Source organism: Actinoplanes sp. NPDC021490 (assembly GCF_055562135.1).
In genome coordinates, this window is record NZ_JBVHFW010000009.1 from 227,312 (window position 1) to 244,963 (window position 17,652).

At 72.1% G+C, this 17,652-nt stretch carries 14 protein-coding genes; 6 read left to right on the forward strand and 8 right to left on the reverse strand.

Features of this window, described 5'->3' with window-relative positions; translation table 11 throughout:
• Positions 1 to 1,776 (reverse strand): sensor histidine kinase, encoded by a 1,776-nt coding sequence (locus ACZ3I4_RS24310; protein WP_465384292.1) that lies wholly within the window; start codon positions 1,774 to 1,776, stop codon positions 1 to 3.
• Positions 1,776 to 2,465, reverse strand: coding sequence for a response regulator (locus ACZ3I4_RS24315; RefSeq protein ID WP_465384293.1), 690 nt, complete (start codon positions 2,463 to 2,465; stop codon positions 1,776 to 1,778). The genes ACZ3I4_RS24310 and ACZ3I4_RS24315 overlap by 1 nt, the downstream gene beginning before the upstream one ends.
• Positions 2,466 to 2,545: 80 nt before the next feature.
• Here ACZ3I4_RS24315 and ACZ3I4_RS24320 point away from each other — a divergent pair, with 80 nt between their 5' ends.
• The 4 genes from ACZ3I4_RS24320 to ACZ3I4_RS24335 all read left to right on the forward strand — a co-directional run bounded on the left by ACZ3I4_RS24320 (position 2,546) and on the right by ACZ3I4_RS24335 (position 6,746).
• Positions 2,546 to 3,688 carry an efflux RND transporter periplasmic adaptor subunit gene (locus ACZ3I4_RS24320; RefSeq protein WP_465384294.1) on the forward strand — a complete coding sequence of 381 codons (1,143 nt, stop codon included), beginning with the start codon at positions 2,546 to 2,548 and terminating at the stop codon, positions 3,686 to 3,688.
• 61 nt (positions 3,689 to 3,749) lie between these two features.
• Positions 3,750 to 4,925, forward strand: coding sequence for an ABC transporter permease (locus tag ACZ3I4_RS24325; RefSeq protein WP_465384295.1), 1,176 nt, complete (start codon positions 3,750 to 3,752; stop codon positions 4,923 to 4,925).
• Positions 4,926 to 4,956: 31 nt separating this feature from the next.
• On the forward strand, positions 4,957 to 5,397 hold the full coding sequence (locus ACZ3I4_RS24330) for a hypothetical protein (RefSeq protein ID WP_465384296.1): 441 nt from the start codon (positions 4,957 to 4,959) through the stop codon (positions 5,395 to 5,397).
• Positions 5,398 to 5,420: 23 nt separating this feature from the next.
• Entirely contained in the window at positions 5,421 to 6,746 is a 1,326-nt protein-coding gene (locus ACZ3I4_RS24335) for a cytochrome P450 (protein WP_465384297.1), read from the forward strand.
• A gap of 457 nt (positions 6,747 to 7,203) precedes the next feature.
• On the opposite strand, the gene ACZ3I4_RS24340 is transcribed toward ACZ3I4_RS24335, so the two are convergent.
• A complete protein-coding gene (locus ACZ3I4_RS24340) occupies positions 7,204 to 7,857 on the reverse strand; it encodes a response regulator (RefSeq protein WP_465384298.1) in 654 nt (217 codons plus the stop codon).
• A complete protein-coding gene (locus ACZ3I4_RS24345) occupies positions 7,854 to 9,017 on the reverse strand; it encodes a sensor histidine kinase (protein WP_465384299.1) in 1,164 nt (387 codons plus the stop codon). Before ACZ3I4_RS24345 ends, ACZ3I4_RS24340 begins: the two co-directional genes overlap by 4 nt.
• Before the next feature lie 86 nt (positions 9,018 to 9,103).
• On the opposite strand from ACZ3I4_RS24345, the gene ACZ3I4_RS24350 reads away from it, so the two are divergent.
• Together ACZ3I4_RS24350 and ACZ3I4_RS24355 are read left to right on the forward strand one after the other, a co-directional pair.
• Positions 9,104 to 11,098 (forward strand): alpha/beta fold hydrolase, encoded by a 1,995-nt coding sequence (locus tag ACZ3I4_RS24350; protein ID WP_465384300.1) that lies wholly within the window; start codon positions 9,104 to 9,106, stop codon positions 11,096 to 11,098.
• A 74-nt stretch (positions 11,099 to 11,172) separates the two neighbouring features.
• Positions 11,173 to 11,742, forward strand: coding sequence for a hypothetical protein (locus ACZ3I4_RS24355; RefSeq protein WP_465384301.1), 570 nt, complete (start codon positions 11,173 to 11,175; stop codon positions 11,740 to 11,742).
• Here the strand turns inward: ACZ3I4_RS24355 and ACZ3I4_RS24360 are convergent.
• The 4 genes from ACZ3I4_RS24360 to ACZ3I4_RS24375 form a co-directional block, all read right to left on the reverse strand.
• Positions 11,729 to 12,712 (reverse strand): GNAT family N-acetyltransferase, encoded by a 984-nt coding sequence (locus ACZ3I4_RS24360; RefSeq protein WP_465384302.1) that lies wholly within the window; start codon positions 12,710 to 12,712, stop codon positions 11,729 to 11,731. The genes ACZ3I4_RS24355 and ACZ3I4_RS24360 overlap by 14 nt on opposite strands.
• Before the next feature lie 64 nt (positions 12,713 to 12,776).
• Positions 12,777 to 15,677 (reverse strand): glycosyl hydrolase, encoded by a 2,901-nt coding sequence (locus ACZ3I4_RS24365; RefSeq protein WP_465384303.1) that lies wholly within the window; start codon positions 15,675 to 15,677, stop codon positions 12,777 to 12,779.
• 112 nt (positions 15,678 to 15,789) lie between these two features.
• Positions 15,790 to 16,449: a response regulator gene (locus ACZ3I4_RS24370; RefSeq protein WP_465384304.1), complete on the reverse strand. Its 660-nt coding sequence runs from the start codon at positions 16,447 to 16,449 to the stop codon at positions 15,790 to 15,792.
• Positions 16,446 to 17,627: a sensor histidine kinase gene (locus ACZ3I4_RS24375; RefSeq protein WP_465384305.1), complete on the reverse strand. Its 1,182-nt coding sequence runs from the start codon at positions 17,625 to 17,627 to the stop codon at positions 16,446 to 16,448. Before ACZ3I4_RS24375 ends, ACZ3I4_RS24370 begins: the two co-directional genes overlap by 4 nt.
• Positions 17,628 to 17,652 lie beyond the last annotated feature (25 nt).

Sequence of the window (17,652 nt, forward strand, 5' to 3'; positions counted from 1 at the left end):
TCACATACTGATGTCAGGAACCGGTTGGGCCGGCAGCCGGGCGGTGAACGTGGTTCCCCGGCCGGGTTCGCTTTCGACGGTGAGGTCGCCGCCGTGGGCCGCGGCTATCTGGCGGGCGATCGGCAGGCCGAGGCCGCTGCCGCCGGTGCTGCGCGAGCGGGATTCGTCGGCCCGCCAGAACCGGTCGAAGACCTTGGGCAGGTCGCCCGGGGCGATGCCCACGCCGGTGTCGGCCACCGCGACCGTCAGGTGGCCGCCGGCGACGCCGGTGCGGACGGTCACCGTGCCGCCGGGCCGGCTGTGGCGGATCGCGTTGGAGAGCAGGTTGCCGATCAGCTGGCTCAGCCGCACCGGGTCCACCACCACCTCGGGGTCGCCGTCGTGCTCGGTGAGCAGGCGCACCTCGGCGGTGGTGGCGTTGGGCAGGTGGGCGTCGGTCACCTGGGCCACGGTGTCGTTGATGAAGGTCGGCTCGGGGTGCATGCGCAGCGTGCCCGCGTCGGCCGCGGCGAGGTCGCGCAGGTCGTCGACGAGGTGCTGGAGCTGCGCGGTCTGATCCTGCAGGAGCGTGAGCACCGGCCCGTCCACGGTGGCCAGCCCGTCGCGTACGGCCTCGAGCCAGGTCCGGAGGTTGGTCAGCGGATTGCGCAGCTCGTGCGCGACGTCGTTGACCATGGCCTGGCGCTGCTGCTCGGACTGCTCGCGACGGTCGGCCAGCTCGTTGAGCGCGGCCGCCAGATAGCCGATCTCGTCCCGGCCGGTGACCGGGACCCGCTGGTAGGCGCCGGGCCGCCGGGCCGCCTCGGTGAGGGCGCGCAGGGGCCGGACCAGGCGCCGGCCGACGAGCACGGTGACGAGCACGGCCAGGAGCAGCACGACGGCGGTGACCGTCCCGGTGCGGACGACATTTTCCCGGGAGAGCGGAAACAGGGGGTCGGCCGGGTCGGTGACGAACAGCAGCGCGGGCGGGGCGACGTACGGCTCGAGCTGGGTCCGCCGGGCCTTGTCGACGCATCCGGCCGCGCGCGCCATGCGATCGGGGTCGTTCAGTCCGGTGGCCGGATCGGAGATGAAGACAGTCAGGTCGGGCGCGAGACCCACCTGCTCCGGGTCCTTCTCGCCGGCGCAAGTGGCGACGAGCTTCCGCAAGGCCGCCAGCGGGCGCTCCTCGGTCCTGGCCGTCGACGGGACCAGGGCACAGGTGTCCGTCTGCTTGCCCAGCTGGGTGACGACCACCTTGGGACGGGCGTGCGGGCCGGCGACGATCTGGCCCGTGCTGCCGAAGCCGTCCAGGCACTGCCGCGCGGCCGCCAGCTCGGCGCGCATCGTCCGCTGCTCGGCCGTCGTCAGCCGGTAGGGGCCGACGACGCGCGGATCGATGCGGTCGGTGCGCCCGGTCAGGCCCAGGTCGACCGAGAGCGGGTCGACGGTCGCGGACGGGCGGGCGGTGGCCAGCGAGGGGCCGGTGGCCGAGTCGGCGATGGTCTGCCGGTTCCCGGTCATCAGCGTGATCCGCCGGTTGAGCTTGGTAGCCCGCGCGGCGACCAGAGGTTGCACGGCCGACCAGTCGCGGTGGGTGGCCGCGTACGTCAGCAGTTCGTCGTAGACGCCCTTGTCCTCGCTCAGCGACCGGCCCAGCTGCTGCTTGATGGCCTGCGAGGTGGACTGCGAGGCCAGCCAGGCCGTGGCCAGCACGGCCACCGCGGCGATGGCCAGCGAGGTGGCGAGCAGGCGGAAGGTCAGGCTCTGGTACGGCGGCACCCGCGGGGCGTCCATCAGGCCGGCCCGGCGGTGAGCTTGTAGCCGATGCCGTAGACGGTGACCAGCCGGGACGGCCGGCGGGGGTCGGGTTCGATCTTGCGGCGGAGGTTGAGGACGTGCACGTCGATGCTGCGTTCGACCGAGTCCCGCTCGACGCCGTTGGTGTACTTGAGCAGCTGGGCTCGGGTGAAGACCCGCTCGGGCCCGGCGGCCATCGCGGCCAGCAGGGCGAACTCGCCGGGTGTGCAGTCGACCGCGACGCCGTCGATGCGGACCTCGTGCCGGCCGGGGTCGACGACGAGGTCGCCCACGGTCAGCGTGGTGGTCGCCTCGCCCCGTCCGTGGCTGCGGCGCAGCAGGGCCCGGATCCGCGCGACCAATTCCCGGGGCGAATACGGCTTCGTCAGGTAATCGTCGGCCCCGCCGTCGAATCCGGTCAGCAAATCGTCCTCTCCGGAGCGGGCCGTCAGCATCAGGATGGGAATATCGGATTCGGCCCGCAGTATCCGGCTCAGGTTGATCCCGTCCAGCCCGGGCATCATCACATCGAGCACCAGCAGATCGGGGGGACGCAGCCTCACCTGCTGAAGTGCGGCCCGGCCGTCGTGCACCACGACGGTTTCGTGGCCGTCGGCGACCAGATAGCGGCGCATCCCCTCGGCCTGGGCGGGATCGTCCTCGGCAATCAGCAAATACGCGCGCACGGCGACGACTATAGGGGCCGCCGTCCCTTTCCCGGGCCGCGCTAACAGGTTCCTAAATATGTTCGGCCACAATCCGCCACATGCTGAAATCCCGGCCCGTGGTGCGGGCCGTTCCGGCGCTCGTGGTGGGGCTGGCCGCCGCGGTGTGGTTCGCGCGGAGCCCGGACGTCGAACCGGCCCCCGCGCCCGTGAAAGCGGCCACCGCGGCGCTGTCCCGGCAGGACCTGACGTCGAGCGTCGCGCTGACCGGGCAGCTGGGGTACGGCACGGCGAGGCCGGTCAAGGGTGGCCGGGCCGGGGTGGTCACGTGGCTGCCGGCGCCGGGCACAGTGGTCTCACGGGGCAAGGCGTTGTACCGCGTCGACGACAAGCCCGTGCCGCTGTTCTATGGCGGGCTCCCGCTGTTCCGGCCGCTCTCGCAGCCCAACATGATCGGCCGCGACGTCCGGGTCGTCCGGCAGAACCTCAAAGCGCTCGGCTACTCCGTCGGCCGCCGCTACTCGAAGGGCGAACGGGTCCGGTTGCCCGCGGCCGAGCCTGCGCCGGACGAACGGCTTCGGCCGACCGCCGCGAAGCCCGCGCGGGAGGCCCGGGCCGTGGTGCGCGCCGGCGAGGACGTGCTGACCCCGGACCTGATCGCCGCGGTCAAGCGCTGGCAGGACGACGTCGGCCTGCCGGTCACCGGCACGATCGGCGCCGGGGATGTCGCCGTGCTCACCGGCGCGGTCCGGGTCGAGTCGCTGGCCGCGCTGACCGGCGATGCCGCCGAGGCCCCGCTGATGACCGTCACGCCGACCGCCAAGGTCGTCACCGTGCAGGCCGAACTGGGCGAGGCCGGCTCGATCCGCCGCGGCGACCGGGTCACCGTACGGCTGCCGGACGAACGCGCCGTGCCCGGCCAGGTCGGTGGCGTCGCCGCAACCGTGCGGGCGGGCGACGACGGATCCCCGCCGACCGTCACCGTGACGATCGCCCTCGGCAAGCCGGCCGCGGTGGCGCGCCTCGACGCCGCGCCCGTCGAGGTGGAGTTCCCCGCCGAGACCCGCCGGGACGTGCTCGTGGCTCCGGTCGGCGCCCTGCTCGCGCTGGCCGAAGGCGGATACGCGGTGCAGGTCGAGGGGGCGGGGATGGTCGCCGTCGAGACGGGCATGTTCGCCGGCGGCCTGGTCGAGATCAGCGGCACCGGTCTGGCCGAGGGCACCCGGGTGGTGACGACCTCGTGACCCCGGTGCCCGCCGTACGGGACGTCAGCATGATCCTCGACGGCCGTCCGGTGACCGGCCGGTGAGCCCGCTCGACTGGCTCGAGCTGGGTGTGTCCGGCCTCCGCACGCGGCGCACCCGCGCGGCCCTGTCCGCCCTCGGCATCGCGATCGGTCTGGCCACCATGGTCGTGGTCACCGGCATTCCCGCCTCCAGCCAGGCCGCGCTGGACCGGCAACTGGCCGCGCTCGGCGCCGACCTGCTCGAGGTCGTCCCGGCTCAGCGCGACGGTGCGGCGGGAGGGTTGCCCGCCGGGTCGGTCGCCATGGTGGAACGGATCGCGCCGGTCACCGAGGTCACCGCGACCGCGAGCACCGGGGCGGTGGTGCGGCGCTCCGACCGCACCGACCCCCGCGACGGCTCCGGCCTGACCGTCCGGGCCACCCGGCCGGACCTGCTCGCCGTGCTCGACGCCCGGGTCCGCAGCGGGCACTGGCTCACCCCGGCCGAGCAGGCGTTCCCGGCCGTGGTGCTGGGCGCCGTGGCCGCGACCAGGCTCGGTTTCGACGCGATCCCGGCCTCCGGTCCCGCCCCGCAAGTGATCATCGGCAAGCGCTGGTTCACCGTGACGGGCGTGCTCGACCCGATCCCGCTGGCCCCCGACGTCGACCGCTCGGTGCTGGTCGGCTGGTCGGTGGCGCGGCAGGCGCTCGGCTTCGACGACCGTCCCACCACCATGTACGTACGGGCTCAGGAGTCTTTGATCGAGGCTGTGCGCGGGGTGCTTCCGGCGACGGTCGACCCGGCCGCGCCGGACAACGTCCGGGTCACCCGCCCGTCGGACGCCCTGGCGGCCAAGCGCGCCACCGAGGCGGCGTTCTCGGTCCTCCTGCTCGGCCTGGGCGCCGTGGCGTTGCTGGTGGGCGGGGTCGGCGTCGCCAACACGATGGTGGTCTCGGTGCTCGAGCGCCGCGCCGAGATCGGTCTGCGCCGCGCGCTGGGCAGCACCCGTGGTCAGATCCGGGCCCAGTTCCTCACCGAGGCGGCCGTGCTGTCCATTCTGGGCGGGGTGGCCGGGGCGGCGCTCGGGGTGCTGCTGACCGCCGCCTACGCCCACCACCAGGGCTGGCCGATCGTCGTGCCGCTGCCCGCCACGCTCGCCGGCCTCGGCGGTTCGGCGCTGGTCGGCCTGGTCGCCGGCGTGTATCCGGCGGTGCACGCGTCGCGTCTGACCCCGACGGAGGCCCTCAGGTCTTGACCTCGACGACCAGGTCGCATAGAAGCGAGCGATGGCTGATGAGGCGCTGCTGCGCGCGACCCTGCCCGGCGAGTGGCGGGTCCTGGCGACGACCTTCCCGATGTGGCTGTCCGGGCGGCGGCTACGACCCCTTTTCTCGTACGAGGAACTGCCCGGCTCCCCGCTCGCCCTGCGCGACGTGGTGAGCTATCGGACGCGGTCGGGCGCGACCCGGAGGATCGCCGGTGTCGACCGGTTCGATGCCGCGGGCGGGCTCTTCACCTGGCGGGGGAACGGCGTGCTCGGGGTGCTGAGCAGCCGGTGGCGGGTGACCCACGTCAGCGACGACCGGGAACTGGTCGTGCTGGCCTTCGAGCGGTCGCTGGTCACGCCGGCCGGGGTGGACGTCATCGGGCGCGGCGACCGGGACCGGCCCGCGGCCCGGGAACGGCTGGGCGCCGAGGGTGGTCCTGACGTAACCTGGCTCGACTAGCGCGCCCGGTCCAGAATGTACGCATGACCTCACCGCCGGCCGCGCCCGGGATTCCCGTACTGGGAAACGCTCTTCGGATGATGGGCGACGTCCAGCAGTTCTTCGTGGATACCTATCACGAGATGGGTCCGGTCTATCGGGTGCGCGCGCTCAATCAGGCGTTCGTCATCATGGCCGGCGAGCGGGCCAACCGGTTCCTGCTCGAGCACGGCGACGAGGTGTTCTCCAGCGAGCAGAGCTTCGGCGGGCTCAACCGCGAGTTCGGCATGCGGGTGCACGTGCTGCGCGGCCGTCCGCACCGGCATCTGCGCAAGGTGCTGGCCACCGGCCTGTCGAGGGATCTGCTGGCCGCGCGGTGGCCCGAGGTGACGGCCGAGACCGAGCGCCTGATCGGCGAGTGGCGGGGGCAGCCGGCGCTGCCGGTGGTCGACCGGTTCCAGCGGCTGGCCGCGGCCCAGCTGTCGATCGCGCTGACCGGGGAGAGTTCCGCGGCCCGCTTCGAGACGCTGCGGTCGGCGTTCGAGCTGGTTCTCGACGTGACGATCGCAGGCAAGTGGCCGGCCGCGACGCTGCGGTGGCCCGCCTATCGCCGGGCCCGCGCCGAGATCCTGGCCTTCGCCCGGTCCGCGTTGCAGGAGCGAGCGGCGTCGCCCCGCCCGGGCGGCCCGCGCGACCTGCTCGACCGGGCCCTCGACGCGGTCGACGAGAACGGCGAGCCGTATCCCCTCGACGTGCGGGCCGGGATGGCGCTGCAGGGCTATTTCGCGGGCATCAACACGCTGGCCTACCTCTACAGCTTCATGCTGCACGCGCTGCTGCGAAACCCCGGCGTGCTCGCGCGCGTGACCGCCGAGGCCGACGACGGCCCACTCACCTTCGAACGGCTGCGTCACATGCCCGCACTGCAGGGCCTGACCATGGAAACGCTCCGCGTGTACCCACCGGCGCCCGGCTCCGCCCGCACGGTGACTCAAGACTTCGACTTCGAGGGCTACCGCATCGACGCGGGCCGCCGGGTGCTGGTCGCCACCTCGGTGCCGCACCAACTGCCCGAGCACTTCCCCGAGCCCGCCCGTTTCGACATCGACCGCGATTTCGCCGCCGCCCGCAAGGCCTCGGTCTACGCCCCGTTCTCGGTCGGCAGCCACACCTGCCTGGGCGCGGGCATGACCGAGGTGTTGTCGGTCGCCACCATGGCGCTGGTGCTCCGCCACCTGACGATCACCCCCACCCGGCCGGACCGGCCGCTGCGCATCACCGCCACGCCGGGCCCCAACCCGGGCCGCCGTTTCACGGTCGGCGTCACGGGCCGAGACGCAGCGCCCGCCGCACCAGCACGGTCGTCCTGACGGCGCCGCCACCTCGGCCAAACCCGGACCGGCCCGCAAGCCGGGCGCCCGGTGCGGCGTTCGGACACAGGCACTCCCGGCCGCCCCGGCCCGGCCGGCTCCCGGGCCGGAGCGGGGCGGCCGGCGCTGGTTCGGGGCCGCCCGGCGCTGAGTTCGGGACGGCCTGCGCTCAGTTCTGGGCGGCCTGCGCTCAGTTCGAGGCGACCTGCGCTCAGTTCGAGGCGACCTGCGCTCAGTTCGAGGCGGCCTGCGCTGAGTCCGGAGCTGGCCGACGCTGCATTCATTGTGCTTGGCGCTGACTTCAGGTTCTGGCACGCGAAGTGTGGAGAGGCGTTCTCCGCGCCTCCCGTCGGCGAGCTGGACTGCGTCCGGTGCGCCGATACGGGCTCCCTCGGCGCGGGCGCCGGCACGATACCGACAGATCACCTGCGGTTCGGATATCTGGTGAGTCGGCCGGTCAGCGCTCGGCGAAACCGGTCAGGTGGGCGTAGGCGACCGCGTGGGTTCGGTCGCGCAGGTTCAGCTTGCGCAGGATGTTCGAGATGTGGGTCTTCACGGTCTGCTCGCCGATGTGCAGGTGGCGGGCTATCTCCGCGTTGCTGTGGGCCCGCGACAACGATTGCAGCACCTGACGCTCGCGCTCGGTCAGCCGGGTCAGTTCCACGGGCAGGGTCACCGGGTCCAGGGCCTCGGCGAAGCGGGTGAGGTGCCGGCGCACGATCGAGGGATCGATCAGGACGTCGCCGCGGGCGGCGATCCGGATGGCCGCGATGAGTTCCTCCGGCGGCATCGATTTGAGCAGGAAGCCGCGAGCGCCGGCGTTGACGGCCCGGTGCACGTACTCGTCGGTGTCGTGGGTGGTCAGGACGACGACCTGCGTACGGTGGCCGGGCAGCGCCAGGATGGCCTTGGCCGCGCCCAGACCGTCGCGGCGCGGCATGCGGATGTCGAGGACGGCCACGTCCGGCCGCAGTCGCTGGACGTCCATGACGGCCTGTTCGCCGTCGCCCGCCTCGGCCACGCAGACGATGTCGTCCTGGGTTTCGAGGATCGCCCGGAATCCGGACCGGAAGCCCTCGTGGTCGTCGGCGATCACCACCGAGATCGTCATGCCGGCGCCGGGCGATCGAAGGAGACCGCGGTGCTCCACATGTGAGCACCGGCGCCAGGCCCGGCCAGCAGACGGCCACCGAGGGCGTGGACGCGGTAGCGGATGCCGAGGAGCCCCCGGCCTCCGCCGCTCACCGGACGTGACGGCGAGTACGGGTTGAGCGTTTCGACCTCGACCGTGGATTCGCCGTAGCGGACGGTGACGGTGATGACGCCGCCGTCGCCGTGGCGCAGCGCGTTGGTCAGCATCTCCTGAACGACGCGGTAGAGCGCGGTGTCAACGGCCGGTGGCAGGGCGAACCGTTCACCGCGGATGTCCAGCCGGACCGGGATCGAGGCCGCCCGGAAGCCGTGCAGCAGGTTGTCGATGTCGGCCAGCCCGCACTGTTCGGCGCGGCGTTCACCGTGCAGCAGGTCGAGCATGTTGCGCAGGTCGCCGAGCGCGGAACGGCTGGCGTCCTCCACCGACCTCAGCGACGTGAGCGCCGACGGGTCGGCGTTCGACCTGGCCAGCCGCATCCGGGCGGCGCCGGCGTGCACGCTGATCGCGCTGACGTGATGGGTGACCACGTCGTGCAGGTCCCGCGCGATTCCGGCGCGGTCCGCGGCGATGGCCCGGCTCACCGCCTCGAGAGCGTCCCGTTCCTCCTGCTCGGTCCGCCGTCGCAACTCGTCGAGGAACTCACGCCGGGCGGTGGTGTAACGGCCCACCATCCAGGAGACCAGACCGGTCTTGACGGCGGCGATGACCAGAGTCCAGTCCAGCGGGTGTCCGCGGGCGAGGAACGCCGGCACCAGACCGCCGATCACCACCACGAGGGAGGCGACGGCGGGTACGCCCCGCAACCACGCGCCCGCACGATAGGTGGCGACGAGCACGCCGGCCTCGTTGAGCCGCAGGCTCGGCGGCCCGCCCAGCAGCAGGCCACACCCCGCGTTGACCGCCACCGCGACCGCGGCGACCCACCCGGACCACCGCGTCCGCGTGGCGAGCAGCGCGTCGGCCGCGATGATGGCGAGCAGCGACACGAGCCCCGCGACGGTGCCGGCCGACGGAAGGCCCTGCACCACGAAGGCCAGCACGTCGATGACCACACACGCGCCCGCCACCAGCAGGGCCTGGCCGGCCAGGAAGCGGCGTGCCCGGTCGGAACGACTCACCGGATGATCATGACCGGTCTCCGCCTTCCGCGCCTCCCCCGCGTGAGGGAGGTTACGAGCGACGGGAACACCTACCTTCGGCTGCCATGGAAGACATCGGCCCCCGCCGCCGTTCCCTGCCCCGGATGCTCGCCCTGCTCGTCACCGCGGGAGTCATCATCGCGCTGGCCTTTCTGAACGTGTGGTCGCCGGGCACCCTGGCTGTGCCGGACGGCGCGAGGGCCGGTGAGTTGTCGATGGGCAAATGCGACTACAAGACCGAGGCGGGCACCGTACGGGCCGAGTGCGGCACCCTCGTCGTGCCGGAGAACCGGCGGGACGGGGCGTCCGACCTGATCGCCCTGCCGGTCATCCGGATCCGCGCCGCCGCGCCGGAACCTCGCGAACCCGTCTTCCGGCTGGGCGGCGGCCCCGGCAGCACGAACATGACCTTCCCGCAGGCGAGCCGGCTCACCGCCGACCACGATGTGGTTCTGGTCGGCTATCGGGGCGTCGACGGCTCACGGAGGCTCGACTGCCCCGAGGTCACCGGCATGAGGCACGCCCAGGGCGACCTCACCGGCGCGGAGTCCCAGCAGGCCACCACGCTCGCCTTCAGCGCCTGCGCCCGGCGCCTGACCGCGAGCGGTGTCGATCTGACCGGGTATTCCGCCGCCCAGCGCGTCGACGACCTCGAGGCCGCCCGCACCGCCCTCGGCTATCGGAGGATCAATCTGCTCAGCTCGAGTGCGGGAACCCGCACCGCGATGGTCTACTCCTGGCGTCATCCCGGCTCCCTGTTCCGCTCGGCGATGGTCTCCGTGAACCCGCCCGGCCACATGGTCTGGGACCCGAAGATCACCGACAACCAGATTTCCCGGTACGCCCAGTTGTGCGCCGCCGACCCCGGATGCTCCGCCCGCACGGACGACCTCGCCGGCTCGATGCGCGACGCCGCCGACGGGCCGCAACGGTGGGGCCCGTTCGCCATCCACGCGGGCTCCGTGCGGGCCACCAGCATGTTCGGCATGCATCACAACGGTCGCAGTTCGGCGCCGCTGAACGCGCCCACGGTGATCGATGCCTATCTCAGCGGGCCGGGGTCGCTGTGGGCCATGTCCGTGCTCGGCGAGCTGCAGCTGCCCGACTCGATCGTCTGGGGCGAGTTCGCCTCGTTCGCCATGCTCGACGCCCCCGCCGCGAAAACCTTCTATCAGGCCGGCGGTGACCCGGGCTCCGTCCTGCGCAGCGACGGCACGAACTTCCTCTGGGGCGGACCGGCCGGCTTCTCCACGGTCTGGCCGGACAGCCCGGACAACGCGCCGTACCGCACGCCTCAGCGCAGCACCGTGGAGACCCTGCTGGTCAGCGGCACGGTCGACTTCTCCACCCCGGCCGAGACGGCGACCGGCGACCTGCTGCCTCTGCTGCCCAACGGCCGCCAGGTCATCCTGCCCGAGCTCGGCCACACCGCCGACTTCTGGGACGACGCCGAGGCCGGCCGTCACCTGCTGACCAGTTTCTACGACAGTGGCCGGCCCGATGACTCGAAGTTCGGGACCCGCCCGGTCGCCTTCGATCCCGGACCGCTGAGCATGTCGGCGATCGCCACGCTGCTGGTCGGTCTCACCGTCGGCGGATCGGTGCTCGCCGTGGCGCTGCTGGCCGCGATGACCCGCCGGGCCCGCCGGGGCGGATACCGGCCGCGGGCCGGAAGGTGGCTGAGGATCCTGACCCCGGTCCCGCTCGGGCTCGGCGGCTGGTTCCTGGCCACCCTCCTGGTCTGGACCCTGGGCCTGGACGCTTTCGTGGCGGGCACCGCCGTGGTAGTGCCCGCCGTCAGTGCGGCCGTCGGCCTGGGCGCCTACTCGGCCTGGACCCGGCACGATCGCCCGCACCGCAGTGCACTGGTGGTGACCCTGATCGCGGCCGTCGCCGGAGCCCTGCTCGGCCACGGCGCCGGCTCGACGTTGACCGCGCCCCTGACCGCGATCGCCGGGGCCGCCGCCGCCGCGAACCTCGCCCTGGTGATCCTGGACCTTCGCCGCGCCCGCCCGAGCGCGGCGGACACTCCGGCGGATCAGGTGCCGGCAACCGTCTGAGGGGTCGGACCCGGCCGTTGTGCTCTTGTGGCGGCCATCGATAGTCTCCGATTTATTAACCACGGGGAGGCTTCATGAAGACTGTCATCACCGCTGCCGCCACCGGGGCGCTGCTTCTGGTCTCGGGCAGCGCGTCGTACGGGCACCAGCCGCGGACCCAGGCGCCCGCGGCTGCGGCGTGCTCGGGTCAGGTCGTGCCGAACTCCAGCTTCGAGCGGGGCGCCACCGGCTGGACGGCCGGGCCGCGCATCGTCGTGCTGGGGGATCAGGCCCGGCCCGCGCACACCGGCCGCGCCTACGCGGCCCTGGGTGGGCTCGACGTGACACGCACCGACCTGCTGCGCACGACGGTCACGGTGCCGGCCGGGTGCACGCTGACGCTGTCGTACTGGGTGCGGGTCAGCACCACCGAGACCAACCGCGGCGACTCGCTCAACATCGGGCTGGCCGTGGCGGGCACGCCGCCCAAGACGATCCTCTCGCTGGCCTACGACCACCCGAAGGAGTGGACGCAGCACACCACCGGCGCCTGGCCGGCCGGCGCCACCGACCGCGCCACCACGATCAGCTTTGTCGGCTCCGAGTCGGCGAATCCGGGCGTGACCGCGTTCGACGTCGACGACGTGCGGCTCACGCTGGGCTGAGCTCGTACGTGTGGGTCCGCTCGACCGGCTGGAACCCGTACGCCCGGTTGACCCTGAGCATGACCGCGTTGTCCTCGCCCGTCCAGGTGTGCAGGAAACGCCGTGACCCGCGATGGCCGGCCAGCTGAGTCAGGTTGGCCGACTTGAGCACCGCGGAGAGCCGTTTTCCGCGGTGCTCGCGGGCCACGAACGTGTCCTCCTGCAACGCGTTGTCCGGGTCCTCGCGCGGCACCAGGATCTGGGTGTATCCGGCCGGTTCGCCGTCCGTGGTGCGCACCAGGCTGACCAGGGAGACGTATCCGGCCGCCAGCCGCTCGTCGCTGACCCGCACCCGGTCGGCGTCCCAGACGGCCGTCTCGTGGGTCGCCTCGCCGGTCGGCACGTCCTGCGACATCGTCGTGTGCATGGCGGCGAGGTCGGTCAGCCGGTCGGCCGGGCACAGTCCGGCCCAGCTGATCAGTTCGTAGCCGTCCGGCAGAGGCGCCTCCGGGACTTCGGCGGGCAGCGACCGGACGAAATGGTCCTCGACGTGCACGCTGCGGAACCCGCGCCGCTCGGCGAACCGGGATCCCGGCCAGCTTCCGGGGGTGCGGCCGGCCGGAATGTTGATCTCGACGCTGAGCACCGGCCGTCCCTCGGCCGCCGTCCTGTCGCGCGCCCACCGCCAGAGGGCCTCGCCGACGCCGCGTTCCCGGTGCGCGGGCGGGACGTTGATCTCGACCACGGCGGTGGTGACGTCCTCCCGCAGGGGCATGTCGATCAGCAGCGCCCCCACGGTGGTGGTCCCCTCGACCGCGGCGACCGGGAGGCGCCGGGTGTTGGGGCCGGGATCGCGGAACGAGGCGGCCAGGGAGGCGTACGTGAAAACGAGAGGCGCCACCCGCCCGGCGCTCTCCCCTTCCCGTACGGCCGCATGCCACGCTCTGAGGGCCGCATCGTCGTGCACGTCGACTTCGTGGATCTCCACCATCCGCGGAGTCAACCGGCCCGCGAACCGATGGTCAACCGATATCGCGGGCCGGCGTGCTCCGGTGCTACTGGTAGGGCAGGGTCACCGTGGACAGCGCGCCCAGCGAGACCGTGCTCGGCGCGGAGCCGATGGCGCTCCAGATCTCCACCTTGACCGTGCCGTTGGCCAGATTGCCGAGGGCCCCGGTGGTGGTGACCTGGCCGCTGGCGTCGGTGTAGCGCTCCCAGCCGGTGACCGGGTCGGTGGCGAAGTAGCGGTAGGTCTCGACCCGGTCGAAGCTGCCGTTGCCGGTCAGGTCGTAGGAGACCCGGAGCTGGGTGGCGTTGCCGACCGAGGTGCCGGCGTCGACCGAGATGCCGAACGCGGTGGCGGCGCCCGAGCGGTAGGTCAGGTTGAGGCCGGTCGCGGTGAACGTGGTCGGCGAGTGCGGCTGGTTGTCGTTGGCCCCGGACGACTTGGCCACCGTCGCCGTCCCGGCCGTGCCCGCGGCGCCGGCCAGCGCGCCGCCCGTCTGGAGATACCGCACCGCTCCCCCACCGGCCGGAGGCGTGGTCGGCGGCGTTGTGGGCGGGGTCGTCGGAGGAGTGGTGGGCGGGGTGGTCGTCGGGGGCGTGGTGGACGGGTTGCTCCCGCCACCGGTCGCGTTGCCGCCCGACCAGTTCAGCGCGCCGGAGGCGACCGTGCGGCCGGCCGGGACGGACAGGACCTTGCCGTCCGAGAAGGTCACGGTGAGCGCCGCGTTGGTGATGTTGGAGGCGACGTACGTACGGGCGCCGTTCTTGCTGAACACCCGGTGGAGCGGATGGTTGGCGGTGACGCTGAGATCGGTCGTGCCGAGCGCCGCGAGGTTGCGGATCCAGTGGAACGTGTGCGCCTTGGTCTCGCCCTCCTCGGGGGTGTAGCCGCTGTTGGCCCGGAACTTGGCCAGCGCCGCGTCGCCGTCGCCGAGCGCCAGGTACTGCCAGGCGATGTCCTGCCAGAGGGCCGGTTCGTGGCCGGCGTTGGTGACCATCTCGGCGTAGTTGCGCCGCACGTAGGCCGGATCGTTGCCCATGTAGAAGTGCCCGCCGGTGACCGGCAGCATGTTGATGCCGTGGATCTGCTCGGGGGCCGAGGCGAACCAGGTGGCGTACGCGCCGCCGTCGCCCCAGACCATGCCGACCGTGTTGTGGGCGAAGGCCGCCGGGAAGTTCTCGTTGCGGGTGTCGAACCAGTATTCGTTGATCGCGGCCGACTGGGTCGTCCAGAGGAAGATGCCGGCGTCGCGGATCGCGGTGCTGCCGGTGGCCTGCCCCCACTGGATCAGGCCGTTGGCGAAGTTCATGCCCTCCGACGAGGACTCCTGGTTGTTGCCGGCGAAGAACGCGCCGTGCCCGGCCGCCCAGTCGTGCCCGGCGAAGATGTCGAAGTCCCGCAGGTACGGGAACCGGTTGTCGCCGCGGTCGTAGTTGTTGGCGTCGCGGATCAGCAGGTCGACCATGCCGCCGTACCGCGAGCTGGTGGCCCAGGCCGGGTCGAATTTGGCCAGCGTGGCCGCGGCGGCGATGTAGTAGCCGTAGTGGAAGTGGTGGTCGTTGAGTTCGGCGTCGGAGCCGTACGACGCGGGGTAGCCGATCAGGGTGCCCCAGTTGCGGTCGTAGTAGAAGAGTTTCTGCGTCTTGCCGGACGAGGCGGTGAACCAGTCGGTCAGCTGGGTGCGGATGGCGGCCAGGGCGGTGTCGCGAACGTCGGTGCGGCCGAGCTGGTCGGCGATCTCGGCGATCCGCGCGCCCATGCCGAGCGCCTTGCCGGTCCAGTACGTGTCGTTGTTGCGTACGGGAACCGGATTGGCCTTGACCTGATCGAGGTAGCCGTTGAGCGTGGCCAGGTCGGAGCCGCTGCCGGTGGCGACCGCGGGAACCTCGGGCAGCACCCCGTTGTAGACCGCGGAGGTGGTGAACGACGACGCGCCGACGAGGGTCTTCATCGCTCCGCGGGCGCTCACGTAGGTCGGCGTGATCGGGGTGGCGCCGGTCAGGGCCCGCCACTGGTGGGGATAGAGGCTGATGACGGTTCCGCTGCCGGTGCCTTCGCGGGCGGTGGTGTTGTAGGTGTACGTCGTGGCGACCCGGCTGGTGTTCTGGTCGTACGAGTAGGACACCCGGGTGCCGGTGACGTGGTTGTGGGCGTAGCGGCCGTAGCTGTCGGCCAGCGCGATCCGGTCGCTGCCGCTGGGCAGCACGGCGATCGAGAAGTAGCCCTTGCCGGCCAGCGTGGAGGTGATGATGTTGCCGCTGACCGTCCAGGTGGCCCCGGTCGGCGCGTACGCGACGTAGTCCTTGCCCGCGACCGAATAGCCGATCCGGGAACCGCTGTTGGACCAGACGGTCGGGGTGTTCTTGGCGGCGATCTGGGCGTTGCCGCCGGTGACCTGGAAGTAGGCGAACGGCAGCCCGTGGCCGATGGTCGCCTTCATGGTGCGGGTGCCGTCACTCCAGTACGGGGTGACGGTCCAGTCGGTCCAGCCGTCGACCAGGGTCCGGGGCGCGTTCAGCCCGGCCACCCCGGCGGTGAAGTCCTCTTGATAGATGTAGTGGTATTCGCCGACGCCGGTGGCCGAGCCGCTGATCTGCGGCGTGGTGGTGTACGAGAAGCCCAGCCCGCCCGAGGTGGTGTCGTAGCTCGTGGGGTGCGCCTGCAGGTTCTCGCTGTAGGCGCAGTCGAACTTCTTGAAGACCAGCGACGACCACCAGTCGTTGGTCGGCACCGGACCGGCCGGGGCGTTGGCCGTCATGAACTGCCGGGGGTTGGTGGCCAGGTCCCCGCAGCCGACCGGCAGGCTCGCCCCGGCGGGCAGGGTCTCGGTGTAGCTGCCCGCGCCGACCGGGGCCGCGCCGGCCGTTCCGCTGATGGCCACCGCGCCGAGCCCGGCTACGACGGCCGCGGCTATGGCCACGCCGAGTTGTCTCCGCAAGACCGATCTCATCACGCCTCCAGACCAGACCGTGAGAGCGCTCTCACGTGACTGGAACTGTAAGTGTGGCCAGTGAATGTCGTCAATGTTTCCGCAAGATGAAAGGCCCGGTGAGCGCGCGAGGTCAGGTTATGCCGGCCTCCTTGGCGAGGATGGCGGCCTGCACCCGGGAGGTGCAGCCGAGCTTGGCCAGGACCCGGGACACGTGGGTCTTCGCGGTTGCCTCGGTGATCGCGAAGGTCGCCGCCAAGTCCGCGTTGGACAGGCCACGGCCGAGCGCTGCCAGCACGTCCTGTTCGCGGGCGGTCAGGCTGTCGAGGGACGGATGCGTGCGTGGCGTCGCCGGTGGCGGCTCGGTGGCGGCGAAGGCGGCGAGCAGCCGGCGGGTCACCTCCGGCGCGACGACGCCGTCCCCCGCCGCGACCCGGCGCACGGCATCCACCAGGGCGGCCGGTTCCACCGATTTCAGCAGGAAGCCCGCCGCGCCCGCACGCAGTGCACCGAACAGATAATCGTCGATGTCGAATGTCGTGAGGATCAGTACGTCGGCCGCGCCGGTCGCGGTGATCGCGCGGGTCGCGGTGATGCCGTCGATGCCGGGCATGCGGATGTCCATCAGCACCACGTCCGGGCGCAGCGCGGTGACCTGGCGGATAGCGATCGCGCCGTCGGCCGCCTCGCCCACCACTGCGATGTCGGCCGCCTGTTCCAGCATCAGGCGCAGGCCGGCGCGGATCGCGGCGTGGTCGTCGGCGAGCAGGACGCGGATCCGGGGTTCCGTCACGGGCGTTCCCGGGGATGCAGGGGCAGCGTCGCGTGGACACGCCAGTGGTCGCCGTCCCGGCTCGCGATCAGCCGGCCGCCCAGCAGCGCGGCCCGCTCGCGCATTGATGTCAGGCCCGTGCCCGCGGTCAGCGCGTGATGGTCGAGGTCTTCCGGGCGGGTCAGGGTGTTGACAACCGTCACCGTCACCCGGTTGCCGGCCTCGCGTACGTCGAGGCGTACCTCCGAGGCCGGCGCGTGTTTGCGCGCATTGGTCAGCGCCTCTCGGACGATCCGGTAGATGGCGTGTGCCACCAGCACCGGGATCCGCGGGATCTCGCGGGTGTGCACGTCGACCCGCAGACCCTGGGCCGCGGCCGCCTCGATGAGGCCGGGCAGGTGATCCAAGCCGCCGGGCATCGTGGGATCCTTCGCCGGGGCGTCCTCGGCCCGTAACAGCAGGATCATCGACCGCATCTCTTCCAGCGCGGCCAGGCTGCTGATGCGGACCGCGCGCAGCGCCGCCCGGTCGCGTTCTGTCTCGGGCGGCAGCGCCAGGGCCGCGCCCGAGTGGATCGCCGTTGTGGACAGGTGGGCGGCGATGACGTCGTGCAGGTCCCGTGCCATCGCCGCACGCTCGGCGAGGACCGCCTCGTAGGTCGTCCTTTCAGCGGCGAGCGCACCCAGCGAACGCTGCTGACGCATGTTCGCCGCCCACCACAGCGGCACGAACAGCAACGTGGTCAGCTGCAGGCTGATGAACACGGCAATGCGGAACTGGGCCGCGGCGAGACCGCCCACGACGCTTGCCGTGCCGACGACGACGAACACCGCGGTCGTCACCGCAACCCGAGCGCGGGCGGAGGCGTACAGGCCGACCGACAGCAGCAGGTCGAACATGACCAGAACGAGTGCGACGCTCCCGCCGAGCGCCACGTCCGCGCCGGCAGCGACGGTGCCGGCGCCGAGCGCGAGCATCGGGTGCCGGCGCTTGCCGAGCATGGCCAGGCAGCCGGCGGCCAGAAAGACGGTGTGCCACCAGCCCGGAACGCCGGCGAGGCCACCGACCTGGATCGAGGACCAGACGTCGGTCAGGCCGACCAGGTTGAACACCAGTCCGGCGGCGAACGTTCCGGCCGCGGCCATCACGTCCTGGAACCGGGTGCTACTCCGCCACTGACCGACGAGCCGGTGTCGCATCTGCGCCGTTCCCACAGGCCCATCC

Excerpts from the sequence above, each read along its gene's own strand:
- ACZ3I4_RS24355 (WP_465384301.1), top strand. The coding sequence starts at position 11,173 with ATGAAGACTGTCATCACCGCTGCCGCCACCGGGGCGCTGCTTCTGGTC.
- ACZ3I4_RS24340 (WP_465384298.1), bottom strand. The coding sequence starts at position 7,857 with ATGACGATCTCGGTGGTGATCGCCGACGACCACGAGGGCTTCCGGTCC.
- ACZ3I4_RS24365 (WP_465384303.1), bottom strand. The coding sequence starts at position 15,677 with ATGAGATCGGTCTTGCGGAGACAACTCGGCGTGGCCATAGCCGCGGCC.
- ACZ3I4_RS24330 (WP_465384296.1), top strand. The coding sequence starts at position 4,957 with ATGGCTGATGAGGCGCTGCTGCGCGCGACCCTGCCCGGCGAGTGGCGG.
- ACZ3I4_RS24350 (WP_465384300.1), top strand. The coding sequence starts at position 9,104 with ATGGAAGACATCGGCCCCCGCCGCCGTTCCCTGCCCCGGATGCTCGCC.
- ACZ3I4_RS24310 (WP_465384292.1), bottom strand. The coding sequence starts at position 1,776 with ATGGACGCCCCGCGGGTGCCGCCGTACCAGAGCCTGACCTTCCGCCTG.
- ACZ3I4_RS24375 (WP_465384305.1), bottom strand. The coding sequence starts at position 17,627 with ATGCGACACCGGCTCGTCGGTCAGTGGCGGAGTAGCACCCGGTTCCAG.
- ACZ3I4_RS24335 (WP_465384297.1), top strand. The coding sequence starts at position 5,421 with ATGACCTCACCGCCGGCCGCGCCCGGGATTCCCGTACTGGGAAACGCT.
- ACZ3I4_RS24320 (WP_465384294.1), top strand. The coding sequence starts at position 2,546 with ATGCTGAAATCCCGGCCCGTGGTGCGGGCCGTTCCGGCGCTCGTGGTG.
- ACZ3I4_RS24360 (WP_465384302.1), bottom strand. The coding sequence starts at position 12,712 with ATGGTGGAGATCCACGAAGTCGACGTGCACGACGATGCGGCCCTCAGA.